The organism is Streptomyces sp. NPDC043876 (genome assembly GCF_056435825.1).
This window is the reverse complement of the sequence record NZ_JBWKDV010000005.1, coordinates 467,898-484,509: the sequence shown is the minus strand read 5'-3', so window position 1 is coordinate 484,509 and position 16,612 is coordinate 467,898. Positions and strand designations below refer to the sequence as shown.

Annotated in this window: 16 protein-coding genes and 1 riboswitch; of the genes, 7 read left to right on the top strand and 9 right to left on the bottom strand. The window is 73.2% G+C overall.

From position 1 onward, the window contains the following. Positions 1 to 175: 175 nt before the first annotated feature. The 8 genes from AC0693_RS19450 to ribD form a co-directional block, all read right to left on the bottom strand. Positions 176 to 640 carry a PH domain-containing protein gene (locus tag AC0693_RS19450; protein WP_468468869.1) on the bottom strand — a complete coding sequence of 155 codons (465 nt, stop codon included), beginning with the start codon at positions 638 to 640 and terminating at the stop codon, positions 176 to 178. Positions 641 to 703: 63 nt separating this feature from the next. Continuing rightward, positions 704 to 1,552 (bottom strand): ATP phosphoribosyltransferase, encoded by an 849-nt coding sequence (gene hisG / locus AC0693_RS19445; RefSeq protein ID WP_356410873.1) that lies wholly within the window; start codon positions 1,550 to 1,552, stop codon positions 704 to 706. A gap of 75 nt (positions 1,553 to 1,627) precedes the next feature. Then, entirely contained in the window at positions 1,628 to 1,909 is a 282-nt protein-coding gene (locus AC0693_RS19440; protein ID WP_356410871.1) for a phosphoribosyl-ATP diphosphatase, read from the bottom strand. 35 nt (positions 1,910 to 1,944) lie between these two features. Next, on the bottom strand, positions 1,945 to 2,430 hold the full coding sequence (gene ribH / locus AC0693_RS19435) for a 6,7-dimethyl-8-ribityllumazine synthase (RefSeq protein ID WP_356410868.1): 486 nt from the start codon (positions 2,428 to 2,430) through the stop codon (positions 1,945 to 1,947). A gap of 83 nt (positions 2,431 to 2,513) precedes the next feature. Continuing rightward, complete coding sequence (locus AC0693_RS19430) at positions 2,514 to 3,809, bottom strand: bifunctional 3,4-dihydroxy-2-butanone-4-phosphate synthase/GTP cyclohydrolase II (protein ID WP_478802381.1); 1,296 nt, start codon at positions 3,807 to 3,809, stop codon at positions 2,514 to 2,516. Beyond that, positions 3,806 to 4,459 (bottom strand): nicotinamide mononucleotide transporter family protein, encoded by a 654-nt coding sequence (locus AC0693_RS19425; protein WP_469319402.1) that lies wholly within the window; start codon positions 4,457 to 4,459, stop codon positions 3,806 to 3,808. Before AC0693_RS19425 ends, AC0693_RS19430 begins: the two co-directional genes overlap by 4 nt. Further along, on the bottom strand, positions 4,456 to 5,094 hold the full coding sequence (locus AC0693_RS19420) for a riboflavin synthase (protein ID WP_356410859.1): 639 nt from the start codon (positions 5,092 to 5,094) through the stop codon (positions 4,456 to 4,458). Before AC0693_RS19420 ends, AC0693_RS19425 begins: the two co-directional genes overlap by 4 nt. Further along, positions 5,095 to 6,237: a bifunctional diaminohydroxyphosphoribosylaminopyrimidine deaminase/5-amino-6-(5-phosphoribosylamino)uracil reductase RibD gene (gene ribD / locus AC0693_RS19415; RefSeq protein ID WP_478802380.1), complete on the bottom strand. Its 1,143-nt coding sequence runs from the start codon at positions 6,235 to 6,237 to the stop codon at positions 5,095 to 5,097. Positions 6,238 to 6,388: 151 nt separating this feature from the next. After that, a riboswitch (FMN riboswitch) is annotated at positions 6,389 to 6,519 on the bottom strand. A 268-nt stretch (positions 6,520 to 6,787) separates the two neighbouring features. Here ribD and AC0693_RS19410 point away from each other — a divergent pair. From AC0693_RS19410 to AC0693_RS19400, 3 genes are all read left to right on the top strand, one after another. Next, positions 6,788 to 9,160: a chitinase C-terminal domain-containing protein gene (locus AC0693_RS19410; RefSeq protein ID WP_478802379.1), complete on the top strand. Its 2,373-nt coding sequence runs from the start codon at positions 6,788 to 6,790 to the stop codon at positions 9,158 to 9,160. A gap of 91 nt (positions 9,161 to 9,251) precedes the next feature. Beyond that, complete coding sequence (locus AC0693_RS19405) at positions 9,252 to 10,157, top strand: RNA polymerase sigma-70 factor (protein WP_478802378.1); 906 nt, start codon at positions 9,252 to 9,254, stop codon at positions 10,155 to 10,157. A gap of 48 nt (positions 10,158 to 10,205) precedes the next feature. After that, positions 10,206 to 10,946 (top strand): SDR family oxidoreductase, encoded by a 741-nt coding sequence (locus tag AC0693_RS19400; protein ID WP_468468861.1) that lies wholly within the window; start codon positions 10,206 to 10,208, stop codon positions 10,944 to 10,946. Between the two features lie 6 nt (positions 10,947 to 10,952). On the opposite strand, the gene AC0693_RS19395 is transcribed toward AC0693_RS19400, so the two are convergent. Then, entirely contained in the window at positions 10,953 to 12,041 is a 1,089-nt protein-coding gene (locus tag AC0693_RS19395; RefSeq protein WP_478802410.1) for an ROK family transcriptional regulator, read from the bottom strand. Positions 12,042 to 12,164: 123 nt separating this feature from the next. Between AC0693_RS19395 and AC0693_RS19390 the strand changes: the two genes are divergently transcribed. The 4 genes from AC0693_RS19390 (at position 12,165) to AC0693_RS19375 (ending at position 16,592) form a co-directional block, all read left to right on the top strand. Continuing rightward, complete coding sequence (locus tag AC0693_RS19390; protein ID WP_469319407.1) at positions 12,165 to 13,409, top strand: MFS transporter; 1,245 nt, start codon at positions 12,165 to 12,167, stop codon at positions 13,407 to 13,409. Between the two features lie 192 nt (positions 13,410 to 13,601). Next, positions 13,602 to 15,053, top strand: a complete 1,452-nt coding sequence (locus tag AC0693_RS19385) for a uracil-xanthine permease family protein (protein WP_356410842.1) — start codon at positions 13,602 to 13,604, stop codon at positions 15,051 to 15,053. A gap of 88 nt (positions 15,054 to 15,141) precedes the next feature. Further along, positions 15,142 to 15,828, top strand: coding sequence for a DUF5995 family protein (locus AC0693_RS19380; protein ID WP_468468856.1), 687 nt, complete (start codon positions 15,142 to 15,144; stop codon positions 15,826 to 15,828). A 188-nt stretch (positions 15,829 to 16,016) separates the two neighbouring features. Further along, the gene (locus tag AC0693_RS19375; protein ID WP_469319410.1) at positions 16,017 to 16,592 is read left to right on the top strand and encodes a hypothetical protein; all 576 of its coding nucleotides are present in this window, start codon (positions 16,017 to 16,019) and stop codon (positions 16,590 to 16,592) included. The last annotated feature ends 20 nt before the right edge of the window (positions 16,593 to 16,612 follow it).

The window sequence follows — 16,612 nt, the reverse complement described above, 5'->3', positions numbered from 1 at the left end:
GCCGCCTCCGGGGGGAGGGCGGCGCGGGTACTACCGGACGATCCGTCCATTGCTGGAGGGAGTCACTCCTCAAGTCGCAGGTACCCACGGGCCGCGTTGTCCCGGGGCCGGTGGGAGGGCGCGTGCGTGCGCCCCGCCACCAGGGTAGTCAAAGAGATCCAGGCCGCAATGGGACTCAGCGTCCGAGTGGTCCGCTGCCGTGGTTCTCGGCCAGCGCGCGCAGCGCGCGGGCGTCGCTGATCGCCTGCTCCTTGGCCACTCCGGGCTGGATCCCGAGGGCGGGCAGGCTGGTGCCGTCGTTGAGGTCGAGGAACACCCAGGGGTCGCCCGGACGGAGGTTGACGCGCAGGATCTGCGCCCATTCCAGCCGCCGGGTGGTGGTGAGGTTCACGACGGTGACGCCGGTCTCGTCCGCGACCACCTTGGGGCGGCTGAGCAGGACGAGGACGGAGGCGAAGAGGGCCGCGGTGATGACGAAGCTGAGCCGCTCGCCGCCGCCGAGGTTCTCCAGGAGCAGCCCGATCGCCGAGATCGTGGCGAACATGACGAGCCCGACGCCCAGCAGGATCACCCGGGTGCGGGTCGGCCGGAAGGTGACCGGCAGGGCGGGCGGTGCGGGCTGGGCGGCGGACTCGCTCATGGGGTGCTCGGTTCTACGAAAGGACGTGGGGCGCAGGGAGGGGCCGGCGGACGACCGGGCGGATCAGAGCCGGCACGCGTGGATCGAGGTGGTGAGGATCGCGCGCGCGCCCAGCTCGTACAGGTCGTCCATGATCCGCTGGGCCTCCTTGGCCGGGACCATGGCCCGGACGGCGACCCAGCCCTCGTTGTGCAGCGGGGAGACCGTCGGCGACTCCAGGCCCGGGGTGAGGGCCACCGCGCGCTCCAGGTGCTCGGCGCGGCAGTCGTAGTCCATCATCACGTAGCTGCGGGCCACCAGGACGCCCTGGAGCCGGCGCAGGAACTGCTGGGCGCGCGGGTCGTCGGGGTCGCTGGCGCTGCCGCGGACGACCACGGCCTCGGAGGTCAGGATCGGCTCGCCGATGACCTCCAGGCCCGCGTTGCGCAGGCTGGTGCCGGTCTCGACGACGTCCGCGATGATCTGGGCGACGCCGAGCTGGATGGCGGTCTCGACCGCGCCGTCGAGGTGCACGACGGAGGCGTCGATGCCGTGGTCGGCGAGGTGCTTGGCGACGATTCCCTCGTACGAGGTCGCGATCGTCATCCCGGTGAAGTCCTCGGGGCCCTTCGCCGTGCCGGGGATGGTGGCGTAGCGGAAGGTGGACCGGCCGAAGTTCAGCGGCAGGATCTCCTCGGCGCTGGCGCCGGAGTCGAGCAGCAGGTCGCGGCCGGTGATGCCGATGTCGAGCCTGCCGGAGGACACGTAGATCGCGATGTCCTTGGGGCGGAGGTAGAAGAACTCCACCTCGTTCTCGGGGTCGACGACCACGAGCTCCTTGGACTCCTTGCGCATCCGGTAGCCGGCCTCATGGAGCATCGCCGACGCCGGTCCGGAGAGGGAACCCTTGTTGGGGACGGCGATGCGCAGCATGGGTCTTCCTTGGGTGCGTAGGTGCGAAAGGTTGGGTGCGTGCGGCGCCCCGGGCCCGCCCGGCGGCTCGTCGGCTCAGAGGTGGGCGTAGACGTCGTCGAGGGAGATCCCGCGCGCCACCATCATCACCTGGACGTGGTAGAGCAGCTGGGAGATCTCCTCGGCGGCGGCTTCCTTGCCCTCGTACTCGGCGGCCATCCAGACTTCGGCGGCCTCCTCGACGACCTTCTTGCCGATGGCATGGACTCCCTTGCCGACCAGCTCGGCCGTGCGGGAGGTGCTCGGGTCGCCGTTGGCGGCCTTGAGCTGGAGCTCGGTGAAGAGCTCTTCGAAGGTCTTGGGGGGTTTGTTCGCCATGATGGTCCTCAGAATAAAGGGTCCGCCCCTGCCGGTTAGCGCCAGGGTTCGCTGACGGTGCGCAGGGTCATGGCGGTGGAGACGGCGGCGGTGACCGCTTCGTGCCCCTTGTCCTCGTTCGACCCTTCGAGTCCGGCGCGGTCCAGCGCCTGCTCGTCCGTGTCGCAGGTCAGTACGCCGAAGCCGACGGGGACTCCGGTGTCGAGCGATACCTGCACCAGGCCCTGGGTGACGCCCTGGCACACGTACTCGAAGTGGGGGGTGCCGCCGCGGATGACCACTCCGAGGGCGACGATGGCATCGTAGCCGCGCCCGGCGAGGACCTTCGCCACCACCGGCAGTTCGAAGCTGCCCGGGACGCGCAGCAGGGTGGGCTCGTCGATGCCCAGCTCGTGCAGGGCGCGCAGGGCGCCGTCGACGAGGCCGTCCATGACCTTCTCGTGCCACTGGGCCGCGATCACGGCCACCCGGAGGTCTCCGCAGTTCTTGACACTCAGTTCGGGTGCGCCCTTGCCGCTCACGGCTCTCCTCGGTTTCTCGGTTCTTCGGTCGGTCGGTGGGTGGGTCAGGTGGTACGGGTGTCGCCGGCGCCGGGTGGCGCCGGCTACTGGTTGCCGCAGGCCGAGACGGACACGGCGCCTTCGAGCCAGGGCAGGTCGTGCCCCATCCGGTCCCGCTTGGTGCGCAGGTACCGCAGGTTGTGCTCGCCCGTCTCGGTCGGCATGGCCTCCCGGCTGACGACCTCGATGCCGTGGCGGACCAGGGCCTCGGTCTTGTGGGGGTTGTTCGTCATCAGGCGGGTGCTGCGGACCCCGAGGTCGGCGAGGATCTGGGCGCCCGCGCCGTAGTCGCGGGCGTCCGCGGGCAGGCCCAGCTCCAGGTTGGCGTCCAGGGTGTCGCGGCCGCGCTCCTGGAGTTCGTAGGCGCGCAGCTTGGCCAGCAGGCCGATGCCGCGGCCCTCGTGACCGCGCAGGTAGACGACGATCCCGCGGCCCTCGGCCTTGATGCGCTCCATGGAGGCGTGCAGCTGGGGGCCGCAGTCGCAGCGCTGGGAGGCGAAGATGTCGCCGGTCAGGCATTCGGAGTGCATCCGGGCCAGGACGTCGCGGCCGTCCCCGATGTCGCCGTGGACCAGGGCGATGTGCTCGACCCCGTCGACCGTGGAGCGGTAGCCGTACGCCGTGAAGTGCCCGAAGGAGGTCGGCAGGCTGACCTCGGCCTCGCGGCGCACGGTCGGCTCGGCGGAGCGGCGGTAGGCGATCAGGTCCTCGATGGAGATGATCGTCAGGCCGTGCTTGCGGGCGAAGGGAATCAGCTCCGGCAGCCGGAGCATGACCCCGTCCTCACCGGCGATCTCGACGATGGCGCCCGCCGGGCGCAGGCCCGCGAGGCGGGCGAGGTCGACGGCGGCCTCGGTGTGGCCGTTGCGGACCAGGACGCCGCCGGGCTTGGCGCGCAGCGGGAAGACGTGCCCGGGGCGGACGAAGTCCCCCGCGGTGCTCGCGCCGTCGGCCAGCAGCCGCAGGGTGGTGGCGCGGTCGGCGGCGGAGATGCCGGTGGTGACGCCGTGGGCGCCGCTCGCGTCGACAGAGACGGTGAAGGCGGTCTGCATCGACTCGGTGTTGTGCGTGACCATCTGCGGCAGTTCCAGGCGGTCCAGTTCCGGACCCTCCATGGGGGCGCAGATCAGGCCGCGGCACTCGCTCATCATGAACGCGATGATCTCGGGGGTGGCCATTTCGGCCGCGATGACGAGGTCGCCCTCGTTCTCCCGGTTCTCGTCGTCCACGACGACGACGGGCCGGCCCGCCGCGATGTCGCGGACGGCCTGCTCGACGGGGTCGAGCAGGAAGGGCCCGGGGTCGGTGCCGCTCTCGTCGGGCACGGGCTTGAGGATCATGCCGTTGCTCCTTCCATGGCCGGGGCGTCGGTGGTGCGGGAGCGCTGGTACCAGTCGTGGGCGCCCCACAGGACGAGGGCGAAGTACACGACGTAGACCAGGCCCGAGAAGACCAGACCGCTCTGGAACGCGAGCGGAACGCCGACGAGGTCGACGAGCAGCCAGGCGAACCAGAACTCGACCAGACCGCGCGCCTGGGCGACCATCGCGACGATCGTGCCGACGAAGATGTAGGCGTCCGCCCACGGGCTCCAGGACAGCGAGGGCACCAGGGTGAAGAGGCCGCCGACGGCGAGGGTGCCCAGCGCCGCTCCGGCCAGGAGCAGGCCGCGCTCGGTCCAGGTGGCGGTGCGCACGGCGATGGAGCCGTCCTGGGCCTGCCGCTTGCCGCGCTGCCAGGCGTACCAGCCCCAGCCGGCCACCGCGATGACCAGGAGCTGCTTGCCGACGCCGCCCGCGAGGTGGGCGCTGGCGTAGGCGCCGACCAGGATCAGGCCGGAGAGGAGCTGGGCGGGCCAGGTCCATATGGAGCGGCGCCAGCCGAGGGCGAGGGCGGCCAGGCCCATCAGGTTGCCGATCATGTCGGACCAGATGACCTTCTGTCCGAAGACCGCGAAGGCCTCGGTGTTGAGCCAGGAGAGCGCGCTCACCGGTCCGTCTCCTTCGTGGTCTGCCCGGCGGGGGTCAGCGGGTCGACTCCGGCGGCCAGGAGGCGCTCGACGTACTTCGCGAGGACGTCGACCTCCAGGTTGACCGGGTCGCCGGGCTGCTTGATGCCGAGCGTGGTCAGGTTCAGCGTGGTGGGGATGAGGCTGATGGTGAAGTGGTCGGCGGCGGCGTCGACCACGGTGAGGCTGACGCCGTCGACCGTGATGGAGCCCTTCTCGACGACGTAGCGGGCCAGTCGGGGCGGCAGCGAAACCTTGACGAGCTCCCAGTGCTCGGAGGGGGTCCGGGACACGATCCGGCCGGTGCCGTCGACGTGGCCCTGGACCAGGTGTCCGCCGAGGCGGCCGCCGAGGGCCATCGGGCGTTCGAGGTTGACCCGGGAGCCCTGGGCGAGGGCGCCCAGGCTGGAGCGGTTCAGGGTCTCCTGCATGACGTCGGCGGTGAACTCGCCGTCCCCGGTCTCCACGACCGTCAGACAGACGCCGTTGACGGCGATCGAGTCGCCGTGCTTGGCACCTTCGGTGACGACGGGGCCGCGCAGCCGGAAGCGGGAGGCTTCCGCCAGCTGCTCGACGGCGGTGACCTCGCCCAGTTCTTCGACGATTCCGGTGAACACTCAGTGCTCCTTGGGGGCGGTGGGGGCGGAGGGGACGGCGGCCGCCGCGGGGACGGCGGTGACGCGCAGGTCGGGACCGAGGCGGAGCACCTCGGTGATCTCCAGGCGCAGGGCCCGGGTGAGGGTGGTGATCCCGGCGTCGGCGAGGGCGTTGGGGCCCGCGCCGAGGAGGACGGGGGCCAGGTAGCCGACGATCTTGTCGACGGCTCCCGCGGCCACGAAGGCGCCGGCCAGGGTGGGGCCGCCCTCGACGAGGACGGAGCGCACCCCGCGGGCGGACAGTTCGGCGAGGAGCGCGTCCACGGAGAGCCCGGAGCCCTCGCGGGGCAGCCGGACCACGTCGACGCCCGCCAGGTGGCCGGTGTCGGCGTCCTCGGCGACGGCCACCAGGGTGGGGGCCGCGTCGTCGAGGACGCGCGCGGCGGGCCGGATGCCGGCGCGGGTGTCGAGGACCACGCGCAGGGGCTGGCGGGCGCCCTCGACGCCGCGGACCGCGAGGTGCGGGTCGTCGGCGCGCAGGGTGCCCGAACCGACGACGACCGCGTCGGCCTCGGCGCGCAGCCGGTGGACGTCGGCGCGGGACGCGGAGCCGCTGATCCAGCGGCTGGTGCCGTCGGCGGCGGCGACCCGGCCGTCCAGGGTGGCGGCGTACTTCCACAGGACGAAGGGGCGGCCCAGGCGGATGGAGGTCAGCCAGGCTTCGTTGCCCGCCTCCGCCTCGGCCCGCAGCAGTCCGCCCGTGACCTCGACCCCGGCGCCGCGCAGGGTGGCGGCGCCGCCGCTGGCCTGCGGGTTCGGGTCGGGGACGGCGTAGCGGACGCGGGTGATCCCGGCGTCGATGAGGGCCCGGGCGCAGGGGCCCGTACGGCCGGTGTGGTTGCAGGGTTCGAGGGTGACGTAGGCAGTGGCGCCGCGGGCGGCGTCGCCGGCGGCGCGCAGGGCGCGGACCTCGGCGTGCGGGCCGCCGGCCCGCTCGTGCCAGCCCTCGCCGACGATCCGGCCCGCGGCGTCGGCGATGACGCAGCCGACGGCCGGGTTGGGGCTGGTGAAACCGAGACCGCGCGCGGCCAGCTCGATGGCCCGCCGCATGGCGTGCGTGTCGTTCGCGTCGGCGTGGTGCGCCACCGGGTCCTCCTGCCTCATCGGGCACGGACTCCGGGGCCTGTCGGGATACGACAGATGAAGCGGGTAGCACACGCGGGGACGCCGGAGCCGGGTTCCGGTCCGTCCGAGACGTATCCCCTGGGGGTTACGCCGACGAACCGCCGACGGCGGCGTACCGGTGACTGGCCCGCCGCGCACTGCCTCCCATCCGGACTTTAACCGTCGGTCCAGGAATTTCACCTGGTCAACCGGCCGCTGGATGCGGACGGGTCGCGGACTGTAACCGCCGGTTCGGAATTGCACCGACCCCGGAGTGCGCTGCTACTGGTACTAGGGCCAGTGTGCCACGGGTGATCCGAAGCCATGCGCGCACGCGCTTGTGGCCTGGCTCACACGTTCGGCCGCGTCGGGGGCGCGCGATTCCGAGGGTTCGGCTTTGGTCCAGACCTATTGACGGGGTGGTCTAGTCCTCTTAACGTTCCCTTCATCTTCCCCGGGAGACAGCCCGCCGATGTGCGCACGTCACGGGCCGACCAGCGCCACTTTCCCGCACGTCGTGTCCGTTCACCTCCCCTCCCCAGGAGGCACAATGCTGTCCCCCACGCGCACCAGGACCACACTGCTCGCGTCCGGTGCCGCCCTCGCAGGACTCCTCGTCGGCGGCCTCTCCGCGGGCGTCTCCCACGCCGCCGACAACGAGAGCTGTCGGCCCGACGGGCTGTACAGGACCGCGGGCGTCGACGTCCCCTACTGCTCGGTCTACGACGGGGCGGGCCGCGAGAAGATGGGCCCCGACCACCAGCGACGGGTCATCGGCTACTTCACGGGCTGGCGCACCGGCAAGGACGGCGCCCCCGCCTACCTGGCCAACAACATCCCGTGGGACAAGGTCACCCACCTCAACTACGCCTTCGGCCACGTCGGTTCCGACAACAAGCTCTCGGTCGGCGCCGACGGGGCGAACAACGCGGCCACCGGGATGACCTGGCCGGGCGTCGCGGGCGCGGAGATGGACCCCTCGCTCCCCTACAAGGGCCACTTCAACCAGCTCACCAAGTTCAAGAAGCAGTACCCGAACGTCAAGACGCTGATCTCGGTCGGCGGCTGGGCCGAGACCGGCGGCTACTTCGGCGACGACGGCAACCGGGTGAACTCCGGCGGCTTCTACTCCATGGCCACCAACGCGGACGGCTCGGTCAACCAGGCGGGCATCGACACCTTCGCGAACTCCTCCGTCGACTTCATCCGCAAGTACGGGTTCAACGGCGTCGACATCGACTACGAGTACCCGACCACCATGAAGGACGCGGGCAATCCGCTGGACTGGCAGCTCTCCAACGCCCGCCGCGCGGGCCTGGTCAAGGGCTACGCCGCGCTGATGAAGTCGCTGCGCGAGAAGCTCGACCGCGCGGGCGCCGCCGACGGCAGGCACTACCTGCTCTCCGTCGCCGCCCCCTCCTCCGGCTACCTGCTGCGCGGCATGGAGACGTTCCAGATGCAGAAGTACCTGGACTACGTCAACATCATGTCCTACGACCTGCACGGCGCCTGGAACGAGTACGTCGGCCCCAACGCCTCGCTCTTCGACGACGGCAAGGACGCCGAACTGGCCTCCGCGGGCGTGTACTCGACCTCCCAGTACGGCGGCATCGGGTACCTGAACTCCGACTGGGCCTACCACTACTTCCGCGGCTCGATGCCGGCCGGCCGGATCAACATGGGCCTGCCGTACTACACCCGCGGGTTCAAGAACGTACAGGGCGGCACGGACGGCCTGTGGGGCAAGGCCCCGGCCACCAACTGCCCGGCGGGCGCGGGCCTGACCAAGTGCGGTGACGGCGCGGTCGGCATCGACAACCTCTGGCACGACCTGGACGCCAACGGCGCCGAGGCCCCGGCCGGTTCCAACCCGATGTGGCACGCCAAGAACCTGGAGAAGGGGGTCGTCGGCGACTACGTCACCAAGTACGGCTTCCCTGCGACCACCACCCTGACCGGCACCTACGTCCGCAAGTACGACGCGACGCTGGTCGCGCCCTGGCTGTGGAACGACCAGAAGAAGGTGTTCCTCTCCACGGAGGACGAGCAGTCGGTGAAGGCCAAGGCCGACTACGTGGTCAGCAAGGGCATCGGCGGCACGATGGTCTGGGAGCTGGCGGGCGACTACGGCTACAACGCCGCCAAAGGCCAGTACGAGGTGGGCAGCACGCTCACCACGGCGATGTACGACGCCTTCAAGGCGGCCGCCCCGTACGGCGCCAAGCGCGCCACGACCGCCGTGCCGGCCGAGGCGATCAAGGTGGACGCCGAGTTCGGCCAGTTCCCGCTGGGCGACTCCAACTACCCGATCAGCCCGAAGCTGAAGATCACCAACAACACCACCGCCACCCTGCCCGGCGGCACGGAGTTCCAGTTCGACTACTCCTCCTCGGCACCGGGCAACGCCAAGGACCAGTCCGGCTGGGGCACCACGATCATCCGCAGCGACCACACGGGCAGCAACGTCGGCGGCCTCAAGGGCGACTACAACCGGGTCTCGCTGAAGCTGCCGGCCTGGCAGACGCTGGCCCCGGGGGCCTCGGTGGAGCTGGACTTCGTCTACTACCTGCCGACCTCCACCCCGTCGAACTGGACGGTGACCTTCGGCGGCCGGACGTACGGCATCGCCGGTGACCTGGCGCGCGGCACGACGGTGGTCGAGCCCGGCGGCGCGACGACCCCGCCGACGACCCCGCCCACGACTCCCCCGACGACTCCGCCCACGACCCCGCCCACCACGCCGCCGACCACCCCGCCGGGCGGCACCTGCACCAGCCCGGCGTACGTGGCGGGCGACACCTACACCGGCGGCACCGTCGTCTCGCACAAGGGCCACAACTGGAAGGCGCAGTGGTGGACGAAGAACGAGGAGCCCGGCACCACCGGCGACTGGGGCGTCTGGAAGGACCAGGGCGCCTGCTGACCCGCCGTAGGTGAAGGACCCGAGGACCCGGTGGCCCGGCGGCCACCGGGTCCTCGTACGTCTGCCCGCGCACGCCTCGTACGCTGGCGCCGTGAGCACGCGCAGCGCCGCCCCCGTGGCGGAATTCGAGGAGCACCGGCCGCGGATGTTCGCCGTCGCCTACCGCATGCTGGGCTCCGCCGACGAGGCCGAGGACATCGTCCAGGAGGCCTACCTGCGGTGGAGCGCCGCCGACCGGAGCGACGTCGAGCACCCGGGGGCCTGGCTCGCCACGGTGGTCACGCGGCTGTGCCTCAACCAGCTCGCCTCGGCGCGCGTGCGGCGCGAGGAGTACGTCGGCCCCTGGCTCCCCGAACCGGTGCTGACCGGGGACGGGACCCTCGGCCCGCTCGGTTCCGCGGAGCAGCGGGACGGCGTCTCGATGGCCCTGCTGGTGCTGCTGGAGCGGCTCACCCCGCCGGAGCGGGCGGTGTACGTCCTGCGCGAGGCCTTCGGCCACGGCCACCGGGAGATCGCCGGACTGCTCGGCGTCACGGAGGCCAACTGCCGCCAGCTGTACCGGCGGGCGGCGCAGCGGGTGCGGGCCCCGCGAGCGCGCTTCCAGCCCGACCCGCAGCAGTGGCGCGGCCTCGTGGAGACCTTCATGGCGGCGGCGCGGGACGGGGACCTGGCCCGGCTGGAGGGACTGCTGGCCGAGGAGGCCGTGTACGTCGCCGACGGCGGCGGCGTGGTCAACGCGGCGCGGCGGCCGGTCCTGGGCCGGGCCAAGGTGGCCCGCTTCCTGGTGGGGGCGCTGGAGAAGTACGTGGCGGACGTCCCGGTGTCCGTCGCGGAGGTCAACGGGGCGCCCGCGCTGCTGTTCGGTGAGATCGCGGTCCTCGTGATCGAGTTCGAGGACGGCCTGGTCAGCGGCCTGCGGGCGGTGCTCAACCCGGAGAAGCTCACCTTCTTGCGGCGGCAGTTGTCACATTCCGCGGGGCTGTCCGGTCCCAGCTGACGAGGGGCGCGCAGCGCGCCCTTCCAGTAGCGGCGAAAGGCGGACGGCATGAGCACCATCCTCGTCACCGGAGGCACCGGGAACCTCGGCTCATTGGTCGGCGCGCGACTGCGGGCCGCGGGCCACGAGGTGCGCGTCCTGAGCCGGCGCTCCCCCGAGTTCCCCGTCGACCTGCGGGACGGCGCCGGACTGGACGCGGCGGCAGCGGGCGCGGAGGTGATCGTGCACTGCGCGAGCAGCCCGCGCGGGGGCGACGACGTGGCCGCCGGGCACCTGATCGGGGCGGCCCGGCGGGCCGGGACCGGCCACCTCGTCTACATCTCGATCGTCGGGGTGGACGTGGTCCCCTTCGGCTACTACACCGTGAAGCGGAAGGTCGAGCGGATGCTGGAGGAGTCGGGGCTCGGGGTGACGATCCTGCGCACGACCCAGTTCCACGACCTGGTGGCCCAGGCGGTCGGCGCGGCGGCGAAGCTGCCGGTGGTGCCGCTGCCGAAGGGGATCCGGGTGCAGCCGATCGCGGTGGAGGAGGTCGCGGACCGGCTCGCGGAGCTGGCCGCGGCGCCTCCCGCGGGCCGGGTCGCGGACATGGGCGGCCCCGAGGTGCACACCCTGCCGGACCTGGCCCGGGCGTACCTGGCCGCGCACGGCAGCCGCCGCCGGATCGTCACCTTCCCGCTGGCGGGCCGGGCGTACGCCGCCTTCCGGCGCGGCGGCAACCTGGCACCGGGGCAGGCCGTGGGCCGCGGCACCTTCGCCGAGTTCCTGGCGAGGACCGCGGAGAAGTAGCGTCGGCTACGGCGTCCCGAACAGGGCGTCCTGGGCGGACTCGCGGGCGGCCAGGCGGGCACCCTTCAGCACCGCCGGATCGCCGAGGGTGGTGGCGCGGACCTCGGTCGCCACCGGGGACAGGAGGGCCAGCCGGGCCGCGACCCGGGCGGCCAGGGCGGGTCCGCCCGCCCGGCCCAGCTCGCCCCCGAGGACCACGCAGCCGGGGTCCAGCACCGCCGTCACCGCGGCCACCCCCAGGGCGAGCCGCTCGGCGAAGGCGTCGAGGAACGCCTCCCCGGCGGCCCCCGCGGCCGCCTCCTCGACCGGACCGGTGAACCCGTGGTCGGCCGCCAGCGCGGCCACCGCCGCGCGCCCGACCAGCCCGTGGAAGCCACCGCCGCAGTCCACGGCGGAGGGCAGCCCCACCGTGCCGGGCACCGGCAGGAAGCCGATCTCGCCCGCGCCCCCGGAGGCGCCGCGGCGCAGCCGGCCGTCCAGCACCACGGCCGCGCCGACCCCCGCGCCCAGCCACAGCAGGACGAAGGAGTCCACGTCACGGGCCGCGCCCAGGCGCTGCTCGGCCAGCGCGGCGAGGTTGGTCTCGTTCTCGACGAGGACCACGGCGGCCAGCCGGCGCTGGAGCGCGGCCACCAGATCCCGGTGCCAGGAGGGCAGTCCGCGCAGGTCGCGGAGTTCGCCGCTGGCCGGGGCGACCAGTCCGGGCGCGCCGACCACGACGGTGTGCAGCGCCGCTCCGCCCGCCTCCCGGGCGAGTTCCTCCAGCCGGGTCACCGCCTCCTCGACCGCGTCGGCGGGCAGCGGCGCCTCGGCGAGCGGGCGGCCGAGCAGGTCGGTGATCACCGCGGTCACCCCGTCCGTACGGACGTCCAGCGCGGCGAGGTGGGCGAGGTGGGCGACGATCCCGTAGAGCCGGGCGTTGGGCCCCCGCCGCTGTTCGCCGGATTCGCCGACGACCTCGATCAGTCCGGCACCGGTGAGGCGTTCGACGAGGTCGGCTACCGAGGGGCGGGAGAGCCCGGTGAGCTTCTTGAGCTGGGTGGCGGTGAGCGGCCCTTCCTCCTGGAGGAGCCGGAGCGCCAGCCGGTCGTTCATCGCCCTGGCCGTGCTCGGCGAGGCGGGCGAGGGAGCGGCGGATGCGGGTGCGGAAGTCACGTGGTCATCCTAGGAGGGATGGGGGACTTATTTATCAGGCAGGGTCCCTGATAGTTTGATGCCATGACCGGGGAAACGGACCTCACGCCGCGCCGACTGCGCCGCGCACGCATCGCCATCGCCGCCGTCTTCTGCGCCCACGGCGCGGTCACGGGCAGCTTCGCGACCCGGATCCCCTGGATCCAGGACCACGCCCAGCTGAGCGCCGGCGCCCTCGGCGTGGCGCTCGCCTTCCCCGCGGTCGGCGCGGCCCTCGCGATGCCGCTGGCCGGACGGATCAACCACCGCTTCGGCGCACGCAACGCGCTGCGCGGCCTGATCGTGATGTGGACCCTCTCCCTCATCCTGCCGAGCCTCGCCCCGAACCTCCTCACCCTCTGCCTCCTGCTCCTGGTCTACGGGGCGAGCGCGGGCATGTCGGACGTGGCGATGAACGCCCTCGGCGTCGAGACCGAGAACCGGCTCGGCCGCTCGATCATGTCCTCGCTGCACGGCATGTGGAGCGTGGGCGCCCTGATCGGCTCCGCCGCCGGTACGGTCGCCGCGCACGCCGGAGCCGACGCCCGGGTGCACCACCTGATCGCCGCGCTCGCCCTGACCGTCGTCGCGCTGGCCGCCGTACGCGGGGTGCTCGACCTGCGCGGCGGCCGGGACGAGGAGCCCCCCGCACACTTCGCGCTGCCGCCGAGGTCGGCGCTCGTCATCGGCGCGGTCGGCTTCTGCGCGGTCTTCGCCGAGGGCGCGAGCATGGACTGGTCGGCGGTCTACTTCCGGGACGTGCTGGACACCGACGCCGGGCTCGCCGCGGCCTCCACCACGATGTTCGCCCTGACCATGGCGGCGGCCCGGCTCGCGGGCGACAAGGTGGTGGACCGCTTCGGCCCCGTGCGCACCGTCCGGGCGAGCGGGCTGCTGGCCACGGCGGGCGGCCTCCTGGTGGTCTTCGTCCGGCAGCCCGCGGGCGCGCTCGCGGGCTTCGGCCTGATCGGCCTCGGCATAGCGGTGGTGGTCCCGCTCGCCTTCGCGGCCGCCGCGCGCAGCGGTCCCGCGCCGGCCCAGGCCATCGCGGGGGTGGCGACGATCACCTACACCTCGGGGCTGGTCGCACCCTCCGCGATCGGCGCGGTCGCCGACGCGACCTCGCTGGTCGTCTCGTTCGGCCTGGTCACGCTGCTGGCCCTGGCGCTGGTGGCGGGGGCGACCGTCCTGCGCGCCAAGCCGGGCGGCGGCCCCGGCCCGGAGCGGCCCGGTCTCGCGACGGACCGTACGACCGGCAATAAGGACGAAACGGCTGCTATCCGGCCGTAACATGACCGTGGCCGCCCTGCGCAGGACGGCCACGGTCCGCGGTCCGGCGCCTCCGGCCCGGTCCACGTCCCGGTCCCCGGCCCCGCCCGCTCGCCGCGGTCGGCGCGGTCGGCATACTCGGCACGCTCGGCCCCCCAGCCGGCACCCACCGGTCGGCGCCTTCGGCCGCCGCCTCGCGAACGGAGTTTCACCATGGGCCTCGGCGTGCGCTGGACCCTGCACGGCGACGGGCGGACCCCGGCCCCCGGCGCGGTCGTCCGTCCGGACGAGCGGCTGTCGTGGCCGCGCACCGCGGGGCTCGGCGCCCAGCACGTCGTCGCCATGTTCGGCGCGAGCTTCGTCGCGCCGGTCCTCATGGGCCTGGATCCGAACCTCGCGATCATGATGTCCGGCGTCGCGACGGTGATCTTCCTGCTCGCCACCCGCGGCCGGATCCCGTCCTACCTCGGCTGCTCCCTCTCCTTCGTCGGCGTCGCCGCCGCGATCCGGGCGGGCGGCGGGACCAGCGCGACCGTCACCGGCGCGGTCTTCGTCGTCGGCGCGGCCCTCGCCCTCTGCGGTCTCGCCGTGCGGTACTTCGGCGCGCGGATCATCCACGCCGCGATGCCCCCGGTGGTCACGGGCGCCGTCGTGATGCTCATCGGCTTCAACCTGGCCCCGGTCACGGCCTCGACGTACTGGCCCCAGGACCAGTGGACGGCGCTGCTGGTGATGGCGTTCACCGGGCTCGCGGTGGTCTGCCTGCGCGGGTTCTGGTCGCGGATCGCGATCTTCCTCGGGCTGCTCTTCGGGTACGGCGTCTCCGCCCTCTTCGACCTCCTCTTCGGCAGGATCCACTCGCCTGCGGGCGGCGCCGAGGCCGTGGACCACTGGCGCCTGGACCTCTCCGGGGTGGCCCGGGCCGACTGGATCGGGCTGCCGTCCTTCCACGCCCCGCAGTTCGAGTGGTCGGCGATCCTGATCGCCCTGCCCGTGGTCATCGCGCTGATCGCCGAGAACGCCGGGCACATCAAGGCCGTCGGCGAGATGACCGGCGAGCCGCTCGACGACCGGCTCGGCACCGCGATCGCCGCCGACGGCGCCGCCTCGATGCTCTCCACCGCGCTCGGCGGTCCGCCGAACACCACCTACTCCGAGAACATCGGCGTCATGGCCGCCACCCGCGTCTACTCCACCGCCGCGTACTGGGCGGCCGCCGCCTTCGCACTGCTGTTCGGCCTGTGCCCCAAGTTCGGCGCGGTCGTCGCGGCGATCCCGGGCGGGGTGCTCGGCGGGATCACCGTGATCCTGTACGGCATGATCGGCCTGCTGGGCGCCCAGATCTGGATCAACGGCGGGGTGGACCTGCGCAATCCGCTGAACCTCGTGCCGGCCGCCGCGGGCATCATCATCGGCGTCGGCGGGGTCAGCCTGAAGATCACCGACACCTTCGAGCTGGGCGGCATCGCGCTCGGCACCATCGTGGTCATCACCGGCTACCACGTACTGCGCGCCTTCGCCCCGGCGCACATGAAGGAGCAGGAGCCGCTGCTCGACGCGGGCACCTCGGCCTACGACGACACCCGCGGCCCGGCGGGAACCGCGGACGCCCCGGACACGCCCGGCTCCCCGGCCGCGCCGGGCACCTCCGGCCGGCCGTCCTGACCCTACCGGCGCGGGCAGGTTCGCCCGAACCGGCGAAGTACCGGGCCAACCCTCCCGGGAACCGCCGCCACCTGCGAACCTGCCTCCCATGGAAGCGGTGCTCGCGCGGATGCGCGCCCTGGACGAGCGACTGCCCGAGCACGACGGCGTCGCCGTCTTCAACCGGGTGTACCTGACGGTGACCGAGACCCTGCACCGCCGCATCGAGCACGGGGGCTTCCCCGGGCCCCGCCGGGCGGCGGTGCTGAGCGTCCGGTTCGCCGAGCGGTACCTCATGGCCGTCGAGGCGGCCGCCGAGGGGGACCGTACGCCCGCGTGCTGGCGGCCCCTCTTCCAGTACCGGCGCCACCCCGGCGTACGGCCGCTCCAGCACGCCCTCGCCGGGATCAACGCGCACATCGGGCACGACCTGGCCCTCGCCGTGGTCACCACCTGCCGCACCCTGGGCTGCGAACCGGCCGCGCTGGAAGCCGACTTCGACCGCGTCGGCGACACCCTGGTCTCCCTGGAGGAACGCATCCGGGAGGACCTGATGCCCGGCCCGGACCTGCTCCAGATCGCCGACCCGCTGACCCACCTGGTCGGTTCCTGGAGCCTGCAGCGCGCCCGGGACGGCGCCTGGGCCTCGGCCCGCCTCCTGTGGACCCTGCGCCGCTCCCCCGACCTGGCCGAGGAGTTCGAGGAGTCCCTGGACGCGGGCGTCGGCCTGGTGGGCCGCTGCCTCCTGACCCCGGTCCGCCAGAAGTCCGCCGCCGGCTGGCCGGCCGGCTTCTAGGGCGGCCGCGGGTTCTCCGCCCACAGCGCGACCAAGGCGGCACTGGAGCAGCTGTCCGAGGGCCTGGCCGATGAGGTGACGCCGTACGGGCCGAGTTCACCGCATGGGAGAAGGTCTCCCGGGGGCACGGGCTTCGCTACGGAATGACGGCCGGGCACGGCGGCCGCACGGGGTACTAGCCTCCCGGCATGACCAGCTTCGCCACGCACCGGCTGCGGGTGCACGACCGCGACCTGCCCCCGTACCGCCGGCTGAGCGCGCTGCGCACCTGCCTCACCGAGTTCGCCCCGTACGGGCTGCGGGCCACCTACCACCACCTGTGCCGCAGCGCCCGCGTACCGGCGGACCTGGAACGGGATCCCGAGGCGGTGGTGCGGGCCGTGGAGGAGCTGCACGCGGCGCGCGAGCTCTGGTCGGCGGAGTTCGCGCGCTGGCGGGAGCGGCGGCTGGCACAGAAGCGGGCCGGGGTGCGGGTCCCCGAACCGGCGGAGCCGCCGCGGCGGCTGTGGTGCCCCGACGTCACGTTCCATCCGCACGCGCCGCTGCCCGAGGTGCTGGCCCGGGTGCTGCGCGCGCCCGCCGGTGCGGGGTGCCCGGTCTGCGGGGAGGGCCCGGGGACCGTGCCGTGGCACGACGGGTGGAGCGTGCACCGGCTGTGCGCCGGGTGCGGGGTGAGCCTGGAGCAGCGGGAGGCCGCGCCGCGGCCGGCCCTGGTCCGGGCGCGCGAGGAGCAGTGGAAGGCGGTGTGGCGGCGGGCCTTGTGAGCCGGGCGCCGGGCGCAGCG